Source organism: Pseudomonas sp. LABIM340 (genome assembly GCF_040017195.2).
GTDB lineage: Bacteria > Pseudomonadota > Gammaproteobacteria > Pseudomonadales > Pseudomonadaceae > Pseudomonas.
In genome coordinates this window covers 3273916-3290757 of record NZ_CM200227.1, presented here as the reverse complement: position 1 = coordinate 3290757, position 16842 = coordinate 3273916, and the positions used below count along the sequence as shown (strand labels likewise).

General features: G+C 66.1%; 12 protein-coding genes. 3 read left to right on the top strand and 9 right to left on the bottom strand.

Translation table 11 applies throughout. From position 1 onward, the window contains the following. Positions 1–260 precede the first annotated feature (260 nt). The 8 genes from aldA to pedF all read right to left on the bottom strand — a co-directional run bounded on the left by aldA (position 261) and on the right by pedF (position 11850). A complete protein-coding gene (gene aldA, locus ABKS89_RS15175) occupies positions 261–1697 on the bottom strand; it encodes an aldehyde dehydrogenase (protein ID WP_348589951.1) in 1437 nt (478 codons plus the stop codon). A 22-nt stretch (positions 1698–1719) separates the two neighbouring features. After that, positions 1720–3903, bottom strand: coding sequence for a PQQ-dependent dehydrogenase, methanol/ethanol family (locus tag ABKS89_RS15170; RefSeq protein WP_348589950.1), 2184 nt, complete (start codon positions 3901–3903; stop codon positions 1720–1722). A 642-nt stretch (positions 3904–4545) separates the two neighbouring features. Then, positions 4546–6066 carry an acetaldehyde dehydrogenase ExaC gene (exaC, locus tag ABKS89_RS15165; RefSeq protein ID WP_081519750.1) on the bottom strand — a complete coding sequence of 507 codons (1521 nt, stop codon included), beginning with the start codon at positions 6064–6066 and terminating at the stop codon, positions 4546–4548. 609 nt (positions 6067–6675) lie between these two features. Beyond that, complete coding sequence (locus ABKS89_RS15160) at positions 6676–8448, bottom strand: methanol/ethanol family PQQ-dependent dehydrogenase (protein WP_348589949.1); 1773 nt, start codon at positions 8446–8448, stop codon at positions 6676–6678. 346 nt (positions 8449–8794) lie between these two features. Beyond that, the gene (locus tag ABKS89_RS15155) at positions 8795–9724 is read right to left on the bottom strand and encodes a quinoprotein relay system zinc metallohydrolase 1 (protein WP_348589947.1); all 930 of its coding nucleotides are present in this window, start codon (positions 9722–9724) and stop codon (positions 8795–8797) included. Positions 9725–9750: 26 nt separating this feature from the next. Then, on the bottom strand, positions 9751–10503 hold the full coding sequence (locus ABKS89_RS15150) for a quinoprotein dehydrogenase-associated SoxYZ-like carrier (protein ID WP_518301028.1): 753 nt from the start codon (positions 10501–10503) through the stop codon (positions 9751–9753). A 7-nt stretch (positions 10504–10510) separates the two neighbouring features. After that, positions 10511–11407, bottom strand: coding sequence for a substrate-binding periplasmic protein (locus tag ABKS89_RS15145; protein WP_138215806.1), 897 nt, complete (start codon positions 11405–11407; stop codon positions 10511–10513). Positions 11408–11412: 5 nt separating this feature from the next. Then, the gene (pedF, locus tag ABKS89_RS15140; RefSeq protein ID WP_138215807.1) at positions 11413–11850 is read right to left on the bottom strand and encodes a cytochrome c-550 PedF; all 438 of its coding nucleotides are present in this window, start codon (positions 11848–11850) and stop codon (positions 11413–11415) included. 309 nt (positions 11851–12159) lie between these two features. Between pedF and exaA the strand changes: the two genes are divergently transcribed. From exaA to ABKS89_RS15125, 3 genes are all read left to right on the top strand, one after another. Beyond that, positions 12160–14028, top strand: a complete 1869-nt coding sequence (gene exaA / locus ABKS89_RS15135) for a quinoprotein ethanol dehydrogenase (RefSeq protein ID WP_348589943.1) — start codon at positions 12160–12162, stop codon at positions 14026–14028. 56 nt (positions 14029–14084) lie between these two features. Next, complete coding sequence (locus tag ABKS89_RS15130; protein ID WP_348589942.1) at positions 14085–14747, top strand: pentapeptide repeat-containing protein; 663 nt, start codon at positions 14085–14087, stop codon at positions 14745–14747. Between the two features lie 132 nt (positions 14748–14879). Beyond that, the gene (locus tag ABKS89_RS15125) at positions 14880–15314 is read left to right on the top strand and encodes a carboxymuconolactone decarboxylase family protein (protein ID WP_088421446.1); all 435 of its coding nucleotides are present in this window, start codon (positions 14880–14882) and stop codon (positions 15312–15314) included. 267 nt (positions 15315–15581) lie between these two features. Here ABKS89_RS15125 and codA read toward each other — a convergent pair whose 3' ends face one another. Beyond that, the gene (gene codA / locus ABKS89_RS15120; RefSeq protein ID WP_348589941.1) at positions 15582–16823 is read right to left on the bottom strand and encodes a cytosine deaminase; all 1242 of its coding nucleotides are present in this window, start codon (positions 16821–16823) and stop codon (positions 15582–15584) included. Positions 16824–16842 lie beyond the last annotated feature (19 nt).

The following is a 16842-nucleotide window of genomic DNA, read 5'->3' as shown; positions in this document are numbered from 1 at the left end:
TGCGCCCTACGGCCTTTCTCCAGGCGCAGGGAAAAAGGAGCGAGCCTCACCTGGCAAGGAAGGCCCGCCCAAGCAGAACGGTGATGCATATTCAGGCACAGTGATCCGCTTTCGCAGGGCAGTCCGTGCCAGACCATTCCCCTCACCCCAGCCCTCTCCCTGAGGGAGAGGGAGCCGTCCGTGCCGGCTGACGCAGCGATTTCAATCTGCACCAGACCAGTCCCCTCTCCCTCCGGGAGAGGGTGAGGGGCTCTTGCACGTCACTCCTGCGCATAAACCACATGCGTATGCGTGTATTCGTACAACCCATGCTTGCCATCTGCGCCGCCGATACCCGACTTGCGGGTGCCGGCATGGAAGCCCTGCATCGCCTCGAAGTTCTCGCGGTTGATGTAGGTCTCGCCGAAGTCCAGCTCGCGGCTGGCCTTGAGCGCGGCGCTGAGGTTGCGGGTGTAGATCGACGAGGTCAGGCCGTAGTCGCTGTCGTTGGCCAGGGCGATGGCTTCGTCGAGGTCGTCCACCACCTGGATAGGCAGCACCGGGCCGAAGATCTCCTTGCGCATGATCTCCATGTCGCCCTTGCAGCCGGCGAGCACGGTGGGCTGGTAGTGGAAGCCCTTGCCGAGGTCGGCCACGGCGCCACCGGTGATGATCTGGGCACCCTGCCCGGTCGCCGTGCGGACCATCTGCGCGACCTTGTCCAGGCCGATGCGGTTGACCAGCGGGCCCATGTCCAGGTCCGCCTGCACGTTCGGGTCGCCGAAGCGGGTGGCGGCCATGGCGGCGGCGATCTTCTCGATGAACTGGTCGGCCACCTGGCGCTGTACGTAGACGCGCTCGGCGCAGTTGCACACCTGCCCGGTGTTGATCACCCGCGAGGCCTTGATGGCGTTCACCGCCAGCTCAAGGTCAGCGTCGGCGAGGACGATGGCCGGCGCCTTGCCGCCCAGCTCCAGGTTCAGCTTGGTGATGTTCGGCGCCGCCGCGGCCATGATCCGCGAGCCGGTGGCGACGCTGCCGGTGAAGCTGATCAGGTCCACCCCGGCGTGGCTGGTCAGCGCACTGCCGGCGCTGGCGCCGGTGCCGCCGACGACGTTGAAGACGCCAGTGGGCAGGTCGGTCTCCGCCACCAGGCGGGCGAACTCGAAGCAGTTGATCGGGGTTTCTTCGCTGGGCTTGACGACGATGGTGTTGCCGGTCAGCAGCGCCGGCGCCATCTTCCGGGCGATCAGGAAGAACGGGAAGTTCCACGGCAGGATGCCCGCCACCACGCCCAGCGGTTTGCGCAGCAGGAAGATGTGCTCGCCGGCACGGTCGCTGGTCAGCACTTCGCCTTCCAGGCGGCGCGCCCACTCGGCCATGTAGTCGAGGTAGTCGGCGGTGAAGTTCACTTCCACTTCCGCCAGCGCCGGCACCTTGCCCTGCTCGGCGGTGATGATCTTCGCCAGGCGCGGCGCGTTGGCGCGGACCTTCTCGGCGATCTTGCGCAGGTAGCCGGCGCGCTCGATGGCCGGCCTGGCCGCCCAGCCCTTCTGCGCCGCGCGGGCGGCGCCGATGGCGTTGTCCACCTGAGCCGTGCTGGCCTCGGGGATGCGCGCCAGCAGCTCGCCGTTGGCCGGGTTGTGTACCTCGATCAACGGCTCGCCGGCGACGAAGCGGTTGTCGATGTAGTGCTGGTAGGTTGTCACGTCAGTCATGGGTTGCTCTCCGGTTTGACGGTCACTTGGCGGCGGTCTTCTGCGCGCCGGCCAGTTGTTCCTTGAGGTCGTAGGCGCGCTTGATCAGGTACTGGTGCACGGCCTCGGCCTGCTGCAGGTCGAGGTGGCCCTGGAACGACGGCATGCCGTCGGGGATGCGGCCGCCGTAGATGATGCCGAGGAAGCGCTGGTGGTTTTCCGCGCTAAGGGTGCGCAGGTCGGGCACCACGCCGCCGCTGATGGCGTTGATGCCATGGCACTGCGAGCAGCTGCCGTTGAACAGCTCGCGGCCCTGGTCGATCTGTGCGGTGGTGCCGGTCAGCGCCGGCGGCTCGGGCTTGCGGTCGGCCCACTTGTAGTTGATGTCCGGCAGCTTGGCGGTGCCGCCCAGCTTGTAGGTCAGCACCTGGGCGTTGGGCTTGACCCCGGCGCGCAGCGACAGGGCGCCGGCGAAGGTGGAGAAGGCGCCGCCCCAGCCGGCCATGAAGGTCACGTACTGCTCGCCATCCACCTCATAGGTGATCGGCGCGGCCATCACACCGGTGTTGGCCGGGGATTCCCAGAGCTTCTTGCCGTTCTCCGCGGCATAGGCCACCACGCGGCCGTCGGCGGTGCCTTCGAACACCAGGTTGCCGGCGGTGCTCAGGGTGCCGCCGTTGAAGATGGTGCTGTAGGGCACTTCCCAGCGTTTTTCCTGCTTCACCGGGTCCCAGGCGATCAGCTTGCCGGTCCAGGTGTCGGCGATCTTGCGCAGGCCTTCGGGGTCCTCGGGCATCATCCCGGTGTTGACGTCGAGCTGGTAGATGCTCTTGAACTTGGAGCGCGGCGGCGCGCCGTCGACGTCCTGGTACATCGCCGACATGATGTGCGCGGGGATGTACACCAGCCCCGTGTTGGGGTTGTAAGACATGGGCTGCCAGTCGTGGGCGCCCCAGAAGGCCGGCTGGATCAGGCGCGCCTTCTTCTCCGGATCCTTCCAGTAGTCGGAGACCTTCTCGTTGCGGATCGGCCGGCCGGTCTTCATGTCGACGCCGGTGGCCCAGTTGATCGGGATGAAGTTCTTCGCCGAGAGCAGCTCGCCGGTCGCACGGTCGATGACGTAGAAGAAGCCGTTCTTCGGCGCCTGCATCAGCACCTTGCGCTGTTTGCCGTCGATCTCCAGGTCCACCAGCATGATGTGCTGGGTCGCGGTGTAGTCCCAGGCGTCGCCGGGCGTGGTCTGGTAGTGCCAGACGTACTCGCCGTTGTCGGGGTTGATCGCGACGATGGACGAGAGGAACAGGTTGTCACCCTTGCCTTCGCTGCGGATGCGCGGGTTCCACGAGGAGCCGTTGCCGACGCCGATGTACAGCAGGTTCAGCTCCGGGTCGTAGGACATGGAGTCCCACACGGTGCCGCCACCGCCCTGCTTGTGGTAGTTGTCGCCGAACCAGGTCTTGGCGGCGATCTCCATGCCCTTGCCCTTGGGCATTTCCTTGGGATCACCGGGCACGGTGAAGAAGCGCCAGTCCTGCTTGCCGGTCTCGGCGTCGTAGGCGGTGATGTAGCCGCGCACGCCGAACTCGGCGCCGCCGTTGCCGATGATGACCTTGCCTTTGACGATGCGCGGCGCGCCGGTGATGGTGATGCTGCGCGTCGGGTCGCTACGGGTATCGACGCTCCACACGCGCTTGCCGGACTTGGCGTCGATGGCCTCCAGGCGGCCATCGAGCACGCCGACATAGACCTTGCCCTTCCACACCGCCACGCCACGGTTCACCGCGTCGCAGCAGGCTTCGCCGGCGCGGCTGCGGTCGGACTGCGGGTCGTACTTCCACAGTTGCTCGCCGGTACGGGCGTCCAGCGCGTAGACGATGGAGAACGGCCCGGTGGTGTACATCACGCCATCGACGACGATCGGCGTGGCTTCCACGCCACGGTCGATGTCCAGCTTATGGCTCCAGGCCAGGCCCAGGTTGCCGACGTTGCTCTGGTCGATCTTCTTCAGCGGGCTGAAGCGCTGCTCGTCGTAGGTACGACCGGTGGACATCCAGTTGCCCGGCTCGCTGTTGGCAGCGGCGATGCGCTTGCCATCGACGTTGGCCGGGACTTCAGCCGCCTGGAGATTGGGGGACAGACCGGCCATCAGCAGCGAAGCGGTCAGCAGGGAGTGACGCAGGGTGGGTTGCAGGCGAACGGAAGGCACGTGCAGGCCAATCGATCTCATGGAGGTTCTCCGATTCTTGTTGGTGCCGCGGATCGTTCGCCGCGGCTTGGAAGGCTCAGAGCAACCGCTGTGCCAGGGTTGTCAAAATGAGCTGGAGGTTCCGCCATTCGGGGCTTTCAGCATTTTCCACGGGATGTGACGCAGATGCTGCGGACGCTACAGGTGTTGCGCGGGACGGAGGCAGGTGTTGCGCAGCCGGGACACCGAGGTCGCTTTGCAGGATGGGTGGAGCGCAGCGATACCCATGCTGTCGGTGCACGGAAGATGATGGGTATCGCTGCGCTCCACGCCATCCTGCGGCGAGGTGGCCGGCGGGATTGGTGCGAGGTAATGGCGCGGACGTTGTCCGCGGTTCGCGGGCATGGCCCGCTCCTACAGGGTACGCACGTGTAGGAGCTGGCCATGCCTGCGACCGCCCGAGCGCCGGGCCATCGAGGGCGTGTACAGGCACCCGGAAAAAAGAAAACGCGGCAGAAGCCGCGTTCGACGAAGGCCGTCGCCCATGAAAGTGGGCACGGAAGCGGACGGCCGCCCGGACGGGCGCGTCGACACAAGGGATGCCTGGTGGAGTGCCAGGCGGTACACCAGAGAAGGGAGCCGGCAAACCCGATGGAGGAAGGTCCGCCGGCTTGCAGCAACGCCTTAGAAGAAGCCCAGCGGGTTGATGTCGTAGCTCACCAGCAGGTTCTTGGTCTGCTGGTAGTGGTCGAGCATCATCTTGTGGGTTTCGCGGCCGACGCCGGACTTCTTGTAGCCACCGAAAGCGGCGTGCGCCGGATACAGGTGGTAGCAGTTGGTCCACACGCGGCCGGACTGGATGCCCCGGCCCATGCGCCAGGCGCGGTTGATGTCGCGGGTCCACACACCGGCGCCCAGGCCGAACTCGGTGTCGTTGGCAATCGCCAGGGCTTCGGCTTCGTCCTTGAAGGTGGTCACGCCCACCACCGGGCCGAAGATTTCCTCCTGGAACACACGCATGCCGTTGTGCCCCTTGAGCAGGGTTGGCTGGATGTAGTAACCGCTGGCCAGGTCGCCCTCCAGGCGCTCGCTGGAACCGCCGGTGAGCAGCTCGGCGCCCTCGCCCTGGGCAATGTCGAGGTAGGAGAGGATCTTCTCGTACTGCTGTTGCGAGGCCTGGGCGCCGACCATGGTGTCGGTGTCCAGCGGGTTGCCGCGCTTGATCGCCTTGATCTTCTTCATCACCTCGACCATGAACGGCTCGAAGATCGACTCCTGCACCAGCGCACGCGACGGGCAGGTGCAGACTTCGCCCTGGTTGAAGAAAGCCAACACCAGGCCCTCGGCGGCCTTCTCGATAAAGGCCGGCTCGGCCTGCATGATGTCTTCGAAGAAGATATTCGGGCTCTTGCCGCCCAGCTCCACGGTGGACGGGATGATGTTCTCCGCCGCGCAATGGAGAATATGCGAGCCGACCGGGGTGGAGCCGGTGAAGGCGATCTTGGCGATGCGCTTGCTGGTGGCCAGCGCCTGGCCTGCTTCCTTGCCGAAGCCCTGGACGATGTTCAGCACGCCCGGCGGCAGCAGGTCGCCGATGATCTCGGCCAGCAGCATGATCGACAGCGGCGTCTGCTCCGCCGGCTTGAGCACCACGCAGTTGCCGGCGGCCAGGGCCGGGGCCAGTTTCCAGGCGGCCATCAGCAGCGGGAAGTTCCACGGGATGATCTGCCCGACCACGCCCAGCGGTTCGTGGATGTGGTAGGCGACGGTGTTCTCGTTGATCTCGGCGGCGCCGCCTTCCTGGGCGCGGATGCAGCCGGCGTAGTAGCGGAAGTGGTCGGCGGCCAGCGGCACGTCGGCGTTGAGGGTCTCGCGTACAGCCTTGCCGTTGTCCCAGGTCTCGGCGACGGCGAGCTGCTCGAGGTTCTGTTCGATGCGGTCGGCGATCTTCAGCAGGATCAGCGCGCGGTCCTGCACCGAGGTGCGGCCCCAGCTGCCGGCCACGGCGTGGGCGGCGTCGAGGGCGCGTTCGATGTCTTCGGCGGTGGAGCGCGGGAACTCGGCGATGACTTCGCCGTTCACCGGCGAGGTGTTGCTGAAGTACTGGCCCAGCACCGGCGCGACGAATTCGCCACCGATGTAGTTGCCGTAACGCGGCTTGAGGGTGACGACGGCGCCTGGGGTTCCGGGTGCGGCGTAGATCATGGGGATGCTCTCCTGTCGGTTCCCGGCCTCCATCGGCCAGGTCATGGAGCGATCTTAGGCAGCGCCCTTCCCGACCCGGAATGCACCCATGGGCGTGGTGGGTTACTCATTTGGTAGTAGATGCGGAGCGTGGGCTCTTCGTAGGAGCGGACTTTGTCCGCGATGTTTTTGGGCTCGGCATTCCTGCGCCGCTTCTGCGTGCGCTGAGAGATTGTGTTTCGCCCCCTCGGGCGAGTCCCTTTTGTCAAACGACACAAAAGGAACCGAAAGGTCTTGCCCCTCCATCCGGTTTTTCGCTTAGGCGAAAAATACCCTCGTTGAATCGAAGTTTCAGGGGCACGCCGCGAAGGGCCATCCCTGGCCCATCGCGGCTCTCGCGGCATCCATGCCGCTCAACCCCTGAAACTCCGATCCAACGAGGCCTCCTGAAAGGGGCACTCCGGAGCATGCGGATGTTTCTCTGGAAGACTTCAAGAGCAAAAAGCGAGAGCAGATGCGTCGGGGTGAACTACTCCCGTAGGAGCGGGCCATGCCCGCGAACGGCGTCGACAGACGCCGTAAAAACAAAGGGCCGGCGCCTGCCGACCCTTTGTTCAAAGCACTCTCAAATCACTTCTTCGCTACCAGATCCTTGGGCAGCTTGAAGGTCCAGATCATCCCGCCCTGGTCGAGGTCCTTGATGCGCTTGGCCACCTCGCCACCCCACAGCGGCACCGCGCCGCCCCAGCCGGAAAGCACGGTCACATACTGCTCGCCGTCCATCTCCCAGGTGATCGGCGAAGCGATCACGCCCGAGCCGGTGTTGAACTGGTAGAGCTTCTTGCCGGTCTTGGCGTCGAAGGCCATCAGGTAGCCCTCGGGGTTGCCGGTGAACACCAGGTTGCCGTGGGTCGCCAGCACACCGCCCCACAACGGCGCGTAGTTCTCGTAGCGCCAGACCTGCTTGCCGGTCTTCGGATCGATGGCGCGCAGCACGCCGATGTACTTCTCGTTCAGCGGCTTGATGGTGAAGCCCGCGCCGAGGTACGCCGCGCCTTTCTTGTAGGCGATGTTCTCGTTCCACATGTCCATGCCCCACTCGTTGGACGGCACGTAGAACAGCCCGGTGTCCTGGCTGTAGGCCATGGGCATCCAGTTCTTGCCACCCAGGAACGACGGCGCGACGAACACCGAAGTGCCCTTCTCGCCGCCCTCGCTCGGAGCGCCCGGACGGTGGGCGTCGTCATAGATCGGCCGGCCGTTCTCGTCCAGGCCCTTGGCCCAGGTCACCTTGTCGACGAAGGGGAAGCCACGGATGAACTTGCCGTTGGTACGGTCGAGCACGTAGAAGAAGCCGTTACGGTCGGCGGTGGCCGCGGCCTTCACGGTCTTGCCGCCGTCCTTGTAGTCGAAGGACACCAGCTCGTTGACGCCGTCGAAGTCCCAGCCATCGTGCGGGGTGGTCTGGAAGTGCCACTTGATCGAACCGTCTTCCGGGTTCAGCGCCAGGCGCGAGGAGGAGAACAGGTTGTCGCCCGGACGCAGGTGCGAGTTCCACGGCGACGGGTTGCCGGTGCCGATGAACAGCGAGTCGGTGCTCGGGTCGTAGTAGCCACCCAGCCAGGGCGCGGCGCCGCCGGTCTTCCACAGATCGCCCGGCCAGGTCTTGCCCGCCTCGCCGCCGGAGATGCCGTTCTCGACCGGCTTGCCGTCCTTGTAGACGTAGCCCATGTGGCCTTCCACGGTCGGGCGGCTCCACAGCAGTTCGCCGTTGGTGGGGTTGTAGGCCTCAATCTTGCCGACCACGCCGAATTCGCCGCCGGCCACCCCGGTGATCAGCTTGCCCTTGGCGATCAGCGGTGCGGCGGAGATGGAGTAGCCGGCCTTGTAGTCCGCCACGGTCTTCTTCCACACCACCTTGCCGGTGTCCTTGTTCAGCGCAACCAACTTGGCGTCGAGGGTGCCGAAGATCACCAGGTCGCCGTACAGGGCCACGCCACGGTTGATGACGTCGCAGCAGGGCATGATGCCGTCGGGCAGTCGCGCGTCGTACTGCCAGAGCTTGCGACCGGTGCGCGCGTCGGCGGCGAATACCCGTGAGTAGGAGGCGGTGACATACATCACGCCGTCCTTGATCAGCGGTTGCGCCTGCTGGCCACGCTGCTTCTCGCCACCGAAGGACAGCGCCCAGACCGGCCGCAGTTCTTTCACGTTGTCGCTGTTCAGCGTATTGAGCGGGCTGAAGCGCTGGCCCTGCTGGTTGATCCCGTTGACCACGATCTGGTCGGTGCGCTTGGCGGAATCGCTGATGTCCTGGTCAGTGACCCCGGCGTGGGCGCCCAGGGTGGCCAGGCTGATGGCGGTGAACAGCACGGTGCGGGCGAAAGGTTGAAGCTGTCTCATGGCGGTGCGCCTCTGCGATTGTTGTTGTACCCGGGAAAATTTCCCGGTCTGTCGCAGATTCTTGGTTTGGTGGGCCGCACCAACAATTGAACGCAGTGCCGAATTTCCTAGTTCCTTGGTAGCAATACCGGGCCTCGAAGGCGCGGAAATAGCGGAGTCGACCTGTAGGCGCGGGCCATGCCCGCGATCGCGCCCATGGGGCGCCCCTGCAGGCTGGCTGCGGACTGACGTTTCGCCGCTGCCAACGCCGGCCCTGCCGGCGGATCGCGTGCATGGCACGCTCCTACAGTCGGACTCGCAGCGCGGATGTCCGGAAGCGTTTGAGTACGATGTGGGTGGAACGCCGTCACTGCTCATCGACGCGAGGCAGCGCCTGCTGCTCGTAACGCGGATAAAGGTGGCTGACGCTGCGGATCAGCTCATAGCGCGTCAGGCTGACGCCGGCGAAGCGCTCGGGGATGGGCGTGCGCAGGAGGTCGTTCATGTCGGCGCCCTGGGCGATGCCATCGCGCATCACGCTGTCGAGCCAGCCGAGGTAATCGCGCATCTGCGCAAAGGGCGCGGCGTCGGTGGCGATGGGGCCGTGGCCGGGGACAATAAGTTTCCAGGGCAGTTTCTGCAGCGTATCGATATCGCCCAGCCACACGTCCAGCCCCGGACTGTTCGGCGTGGTCAGCGCACGCTGGTAGAACACGATGTCCCCGGCGAACAGCACGCCGGTGGTCTCGTCGAGGATCGCCAGGTCTGCGCCGGTATGCCCGCGCAGACCGACCAGCCGGAACCGGTGACTGCCCATCTGCAACTCGGCCGGCGCCACCGTCTCGCTGGGCAGCAACACTTCCGTGCCGCGCATCCAGTCACCGACCAGGCGGTACATGTTCTCCGCCATGGCATTGCCCTGCTCTTTCAGCAGCTTGCTGGTGCCGGCCAGCGCACCGATGGGCACGTCGGTGAAGGCCTGGTTGCCCAGCACATGGTCGGGGTGGTGATGGGTCAGCAGTACCCGCTTCACCGGCTTGCCGGTGGTCTGCTGGATCAGCGCACGCAGGGCTTCGCCGTAGCGCTTCGACGGGCCGGTATCGATCACCAGCACGCCGTCGCCGGTGTCGATGAAGGCGACATTGACGATGGCGCCGCCATTGTCCCTGGCGAAGTTGTCGGTACTGCCTTCCACCAGCCAGGTGCCCTCGGCGATCTGCCGAGGTTGAAGGTGATACTGCAGTTCGGCCAGTGCCGGCAGGCACAGGCAGGCCAGGGCGATCAGGAGGAAACGCATGGGCACCTCTTCAGTGCAGAGCGACGTCAGCGCAGAGCGGCCTGGAATTCGTTGCCGTTGTTATCGTGCAGCCAGAGCTGCGTGTGCGGATGGCCGCGCACCTCGAGGGTGAAGGTCGGGTTCTCGCTCACCGCCGGGAACAGGTCGAGCCGGGCGAAGACTTCGCCGTCCGGCCCGCGCAGTTCGGCGTGATCCAGGTAGAACTCGGGGATGCCGCCGACCAGCCCGTTGTCCATCGGGTGCGATACCGACAGGCGCACCCGGCTGTAGTCGCCCTTGGCGAAGGACTCGCCGTGCACCTGGCCGAGACGGTCTTCCCAACCCGGCTGCGCGCGCACCACGCTGGGCGCGGTGCAGCCGCCACCGGCGGCGTCGATCCACGCCGAGCCGACGTGCCAGATGCCCTTTTCATCGCGCAGGGCGGCGCGGATCGGCGTGGCCTGCTCGATACGGATGCGCACCGCCAGCAACGGCTCCAGATGCTCCCCCGGATAGAGCGTCAGCACATGGGGAATCGGGTTCAGCTCGGCCCATAGCAGCAGCCGGTCGAAGCGCCCCGGCAAGGCGCGAGCGTCCACTTCCACCGGCACCTGGCGGGAGTCCTCGGCGAACGGCGGCACGCCCAGCTTCACCCGCTCGTCGAAGACGTAGGGCTCGCCGTTCAACAGGCGCTTGTGGTGGTACTCCCACATCACCGAGGGCATCGGGTCGCCCTCCACCGCCGCTGCCAGCAGCGGCAGCGCGCAGATCCCCAGCAGCAGTTCGCGCCTGTGCATCATTTCTCCCTCACTGCACGTCCTGATAGAGCCCCGGCAGTTCGTAGCGCACGCCGTAGACCGCGTAGAGCTTTTCCATCTCGCCACTGCGCACCAGCTCTTCCAGCTCGCCGTCCAGGGCGTTGGAGAGCTGGCGATTGCTTTCATGCACCGCCATGCCGATGTCCCACTCGGGCTGGCCGAGGTTGGGATAGGTGTTCTCGGCGTTCTTCAGGTGCTCGTCGGCAGCTTGCGCGCGCATCCAGTCCAACTCGCCGCGCAGGGCCATCACTGCGTCCACCTTGCCCGCGCGCATGCCGTCGAAAGCCGCCTGGGTACTGGGGAAGTGCACGGTCATGCGGCTGAGCTGGCCGCCCAGCACCGAGGTCAGGTAGAACGACGGCACGCTGTCCAGCTCGACCCCGATGGGGTGCTCGCGGAAGGCAGCGATGGTGTCCACCTCGGGCAGCCGGCGGTCGTCGCTGACTACCTGCCAGCGTTCGCGCTGGTACGGGCCGAACATCACCACCTGCTCATTGGCGAACTCGCCGACATCGTTGCGCCGGTTAGCGTACTGGCGGTCGTAGGGCACGCGCAGCATTACGTCGGCGACCACGCCGGGGCGCAGGTAGTGGCCTTTCCAGATGAAGTTGCGCAGGTCGTCATCGAGACGTTCGCCGGGCGTGACCCAGAGGAACTCCACGCGCAGGCCCAGGCCGCTGGCCAGGCGCTGAGCGAGATCGATGTCGACTCCGCGCGGCTGCCCGCCCTGCATGAAGCTGTAGGGCGGGAAGTTCTCGTACACGGCCACCCGCAGCACGCCGCTGGAGACCATGTCCTCGTAGGGGCGCACCCCGGCCTGCGCCTGCCCCAGCAGGCACAGGGCCAGACTCAGGAGCACGCCGATCAGCTGTCTGGGCAGGCGCATGGCGGTCACTCTTCCACGTGCACGCTGTCCAGGTAGGTGCGGATCGCCCAGAGGCCTTCCTGGCTGATGAAGTCAGCCATCTTCGGCATGTACACCGCGCCGTCGCGTACCGCGCCGTTGATCACGCGCTCCTTGAACCACTCGTCACCCTCGGCGCCCACGTCGAGCATGCGCAGGTCAGGGGCGATGCCGCCGGACTTGGCTTCCAGGCCATGGCAGCGCGCACAGTTCTGGTTGTACGCCGAGGCGCCGATCTCCACCGCCTTGGCGTGGTTGGCGTAAGGCTCGCGGTAGGGGTTGGTGTCGCGCCATTCCTTGCCCAGCGGTTCCAGCCCCGTGGTATCCACTGCCTGGGGCGTCACATTGCCGTGGGACAGGGCCAGACCCGAGACACCCAGGCCGGCCACTAACAGCAGGCCACACAGCACGTTCTTGTTGTTCATCACTTCATCCTCTCATCGAGATGCTTGGCAAGGCACGGCGCCCGGAACGACGCCAGTGATGACGATGGTAAGAACGCACGGCCGGCGGCCGAATCCTGCTTTGGATGCTCCCGTCTACTCCCTTCGTACTAGAACGGCGGACGGCCACTCCCCGCCCTTTGGCAGCAAGTCCAAGTCATGGCCGCACCGGGAAGTCTTCCCGGTCTTTGCGGGAGTATTTCCGTTCCCCGTGGGCCAGCCCTCCTCCCACCATGGATTCGCCGCGGCACGTGCAGCGGCCTGCCGTCATCCACCACGGGAAACCAACCAATGAGAACAACAATCCCCACCGCCGCCGCTCCCCTGCGCCTCGCCCTCAGCAGCCTCGCCTGCGCCATCGCACTCACTGCCGGCGGCGCTGCGCTGGCCAAGGACGTGACCTGGGACGACATCGCCAACGACCACAAGACCACCGGCGACGTGCTGCAGTACGGCATGGGCACCAATGCCCAGCGCTGGAGCCCGCTCAAGCAGGTCAACGCCGATAATGTGTTCAAGCTGACCCCGGCCTGGTCCTACTCCTTCGGCGACGAGAAACAGCGCGGCCAGGAATCCCAGGCCATCGTCAGCGACGGTGTGGTCTACGTGACCGCCTCCTACTCGCGCCTGTTCGCCCTCGACGCGAAGACCGGCAAGCGCCTGTGGACCTACAACCACCGCCTGCCCGACGACATCCGCCCGTGCTGTGACGTGGTCAACCGTGGCGCCGCCATCTATGGCGACAAGATCTACTTCGGCACCCTCGACGCCTCCGTCGTGGCGCTGAACAAGAAGACCGGCAAGGTGGTGTGGAAGAAGAAGTTCGGCGACCACGGCGCGGGCTACACCATGACCGGCGCGCCGACCATCGTGAAGGACGGCAAGAGCGGCAAGGTGCTGCTGATCCACGGCAGCTCCGGCGACGAGTTCGGTGTGGTCGGCCGCCTGTTCGCCCGCGACCCGGACACCGGCGAAGAGGTGTGGATGCGGCCCTTCGTCGAAGGCCACATGGGCCGCCTGAACGGCAAGGACAGCACGCCCACCGGCGACGTGAAGGCGCCCTCCTGGCCGGAAGACAAGAACTCGCCCACCGGCAAGGTGGAAGCCTGGAGCCACGGCGGCGGCGCCCCATGGCAGAGCGCGAGCTTCGACGCCGAGACCAACACCATCATCGTTGGCGCCGGCAACCCCGGCCCGTGGAACACCTGGGCGCGCACCGCCAAGGGCGGCAATCCGCACGACTACGACAGCCTCTACACCTCCGGGCAGGTCGGCGTCGACCCGAGCACCGGCGAGGTGAAATGGTTCTACCAGCACACGCCCAACGACGCCTGGGACTTCTCCGGCAACAACGAACTGGTGCTGTTCGACTACAAGGCCAAGGACGGGAAGATCGTCAAGGCCACCGCCCACGCCGACCGCAACGGCTTCTTCTACGTGGTCGACCGGACCAACGGAAAACTGCAGAACGCCTTCCCCTTCGTTGACAACATCACCTGGGCCAGCCACATCGACCTGAAGAGCGGCCGCCCGGTGGAGAACGAAGGCCAGCGCCCGCCGCTGCCGGAGCCCGGGCAGAAACAGGGCAAGGCCGTGGAAGTCTCGCCGCCGTTCCTCGGTGGCAAGAACTGGAACCCCATGGCCTACAGCCAGGACACCGGGCTGTTCTACGTCCCCGCCAACCACTGGAAGGAGGACTACTGGACCGAGGAAGTGAACTACGCCAAGGGCAGCGCCTACCTGGGCATGGGCTTCCGCATCAAGCGCATGTATGACGACCACGTCGGCACCCTGCGCGCCATGAACCCCACCACCGGCAAGGTCGAGTGGGAATACAAGGACCACCTGCCGCTGTGGGCCGGCGTGCTGGCCACCGCCGGCAACCTGGTGTTCACCGGCACCGGCGAGGGCTTCCTCAAGGCCTTCGACGCCAAGACCGGCAAGGAGCTTTGGCAGTTCCAGACCGGCAGCGGCATCGTCTCCCCGCCCATCACCTGGGAACAGGACGGCGAGCAGTACATCGGCGTGACCGTCGGCTACGGCGGCGCGGTGCCGCTGTGGGGTGGCGACATGGCCGAGCTGACCAAGCCGGTGGCCCAGGGCGGTTCCTTCTGGGTGTTCAAGCTGCCCAGCTGGGACAACAAGACCGCCAGCCGCTGATGCCCGGGCCCGCGCCTGATCCGGTGCGGGCTTTTCCCTTTCGCCAGGAGATCGCCATGCGACTGCTTGCCTGCCTTCTGTTCCCCGTTTCTGCCCTCGCCTTCGCCACCAGCCAGCCGGCCGAAGTGGCCGATGACGATGCGGTTACCATCATCGCCGGTTGCCGCATCGAACCGGACAGCCAGTGCGCCAATGCTGACCTGCGCGGTGCCGACCTGCGCAACCAGGACCTGACGCGCATGAACCTCTCCGGCGCCAATCTGGCCGGAGCCGACCTGCGTCACGCCAGGCTCGACCTGGCCAATCTGCAACAGACCCGCCTGAACGGCGCCGACCTCACCCGCGCCAGCCTGCAGCAGGCCAACCTGCGCGGCGCGGACCTGAGTGGCGCCCGGCTGGTGGCCATCCAGGCCTGGGGCCTGTTCGCCCAGGGTGCGCAATGGCAAGGCGCGGACCTCACCGCCGCCTACCTGGAGTTCGCCCGCCTGAGCGGCGGCAAGCTGCACCAGGCCACGCTGCGTGCGGCGGACCTGGAGATGACCTGGCTGTCCCGCGCCGACCTCAAGGGCGCCGACCTGCGCGACGCCAACCTGCAGGAAGCAAAGCTCGGCGAAGCCAACCTGGAAGACGCCGACCTGCGTGGCAGCCGCCAGCGCTTCGGCAACTTCCAGGGCAGCAACATGGTGGGATGCAAGGGTTGTCCGGGCGGTTGGGACTGATGGCCGGCAGGTCGCCGGGATTGGCTCCATTGGTCTGCCGGTATTGCCGGGAATTGGCTATTCGGAGGTGGCGGCTCGGGGAGTAACTTAGCTCCATTCCCGCACTACCGCGGGCCCCCACTGGAGAACAGCATGAGCGCACGCATCGAATGGCCCAAGGCCGCCCCTGACGCCTACAAGGCCATGCTCGGCCTGGAACAGGCCCTGGCCAAGTCCGGGCTGGAAACCTCGCTGCTGGAGCTGGTGCGCCTGCGCGCCTCGCAAATCAACGGCTGCGCCTACTGCGTGAACATGCACGCCAATGACGCGCGCAAGGCCGGCGAGACCGAGGCGCGGCTGCAGACCCTGAGCGTCTGGGAAGAAACCCGCTTCTTCACCGAGCGCGAGCGCGCCGCGCTGGCCTGGGTGGAAAGTCTCACCCGTCTGCCGGAAAAACACGCCCCGCAGGACCAGTTCGACGCCCTGCGCGAGCAGTTCAGCGAAGCCGAGATCGTCAACCTGACCCTGGCGATCGCCACCATCAACGCCTGGAACCGCTTCGGCGTCGGCATGGCGATGGTGCCCTGAGCAAGTTCGTGCCGCTGCTGTCCCTCACCCCCGCCCTCTCCCAGAGGGAGAGGGAGCTGTCCGTGCCGGCTGACGCCATGGCCTCACACTGCACCGGGCGGTCCCCTCTCCCTGTGGGAGAGGGTTAGGGTGAGGGCAGGCGCCGCGCAGGAATTCGTGATGATTCCACGCTCGTATCGCGCGGTGCGAACGGCATTTCCCCTGTAGGAGCGGGCCATGCCCGCGATCGCGCCCATGGGGCGCTCCTACAGGTGAATCCGCAGCGGATCAGCCCTCGACCAACTCCACCTGCTCCGGCTCGCGCTTCATCAGCACACGGCCATTGCGGATCGAGTACAACGCCTTGGTCTGCTGGCGTACCGCTTCGTAGTCGCTCTCCACACCCAGCACCAGCAGGTTGGCCGGGCGGCCGGCGGCGATGCCGTAGCGCGCGCCCAGGTTCAGTGCGCGGGCGCTGTTGTCGGTGACCAGGTCCAGGGCACGCTGCAGGTCGTCGAAGCCCATCATGTGGCAGATGTGCAGGCCGGCATCCAGCACGCGCAGGATGTTGCCGTTGCCCAGCGGGTACCACGGGTCCTTGATCGAATCCTGGCCGAAGCAGACGTTCATGCCGGCGCGGTCGATCTCGGCCACGCGGGTCACGCCCCGGCGTTTCGGGAAGGTATCGAAGCGGCCCTGCAGGTGGATGCTCTCGGTCGGACAGGAAACGAAGTTGATGCCCGAGCGCTTGAGCAGGCGGAACAGCTTCGAGCAGTACGCGTTGTCGTAGGAACCCATGGCCGTGGTGTGGCTAGCGGTGACGCGACCGCCCATGCCGCGCACGCGGGCTTCTTCAGCGAGCACTTCGAGGAAGCGCGAGTTCGGGTCGTCGGTCTCGTCGCAGTGCACGTCCACCAGGCAGCCGGTGCGTTCGGCCAGGTCCATCAGGAACTTGATCGAGCTGACGCCCTGCTCGCGGGTGTTCTCGAAGTGCGGGATGCCGCCGACCACGTCCGCACCCAGGCGGATCGCCTCTTCCATCAGCTCGCGGCCGCCCTCGTAGGACTCGATGCCCTCCTGCGGGAAGGCGACGACCTGCAGGTCCACCAGATGCCGCGCCTCTTCACGCACTTCCACCATGGCCTTGAGTGCCGCCAGGGTCGGATCGGTCACGTCGACGTGAGTACGCACGTGTTGGATGCCGTGGGCGGCCAGCATGCGGATGGTGGTATGGGCGCGGGACTTGGTGTCCTCGTGCGTAATGGTTTCCTTGCGCTGGGCCCAGCGCTCGATGCCCTCGAACAGGGTGCCGCTCATGTTCCATTCCGGCTCGCCGGCGGTCAGGGTGGCGTCGAGGTGGATGTGCGGCTCCACCAGCGGTGCGATGGCCAGGTTGCCACGGGCGTCGATGTCGTCGCCGCTGGCGACCACGGTGCCGGCTTGCTGCACGACCTCGGCGATGACGTCGCCTTCGCAGCGGATGGTGAACAGGCCGGTCTGCTTGCGCAGCGAGGCGTTGATGATTTTCATGGGCTCGGAGGTCCTCTTC

Excerpts from the sequence above, each read along its gene's own strand:
- aldA (WP_348589951.1), bottom strand. The coding sequence starts at position 1,697 with ATGACTGACGTGACAACCTACCAGCACTACATCGACAACCGCTTCGTC.
- ABKS89_RS15170 (WP_348589950.1), bottom strand. The coding sequence starts at position 3,903 with ATGAGATCGATTGGCCTGCACGTGCCTTCCGTTCGCCTGCAACCCACC.
- exaC (WP_081519750.1), bottom strand. The coding sequence starts at position 6,066 with ATGATCTACGCCGCACCCGGAACCCCAGGCGCCGTCGTCACCCTCAAG.
- ABKS89_RS15160 (WP_348589949.1), bottom strand. The coding sequence starts at position 8,448 with ATGAGACAGCTTCAACCTTTCGCCCGCACCGTGCTGTTCACCGCCATC.
- ABKS89_RS15155 (WP_348589947.1), bottom strand. The coding sequence starts at position 9,724 with ATGCGTTTCCTCCTGATCGCCCTGGCCTGCCTGTGCCTGCCGGCACTG.
- ABKS89_RS15150 (WP_518301028.1), bottom strand. The coding sequence starts at position 10,503 with ATGATGCACAGGCGCGAACTGCTGCTGGGGATCTGCGCGCTGCCGCTG.
- ABKS89_RS15145 (WP_138215806.1), bottom strand. The coding sequence starts at position 11,407 with ATGCGCCTGCCCAGACAGCTGATCGGCGTGCTCCTGAGTCTGGCCCTG.
- pedF (WP_138215807.1), bottom strand. The coding sequence starts at position 11,850 with ATGAACAACAAGAACGTGCTGTGTGGCCTGCTGTTAGTGGCCGGCCTG.
- exaA (WP_348589943.1), top strand. The coding sequence starts at position 12,160 with ATGAGAACAACAATCCCCACCGCCGCCGCTCCCCTGCGCCTCGCCCTC.
- ABKS89_RS15130 (WP_348589942.1), top strand. The coding sequence starts at position 14,085 with ATGCGACTGCTTGCCTGCCTTCTGTTCCCCGTTTCTGCCCTCGCCTTC.
- ABKS89_RS15125 (WP_088421446.1), top strand. The coding sequence starts at position 14,880 with ATGAGCGCACGCATCGAATGGCCCAAGGCCGCCCCTGACGCCTACAAG.
- codA (WP_348589941.1), bottom strand. The coding sequence starts at position 16,823 with ATGAAAATCATCAACGCCTCGCTGCGCAAGCAGACCGGCCTGTTCACC.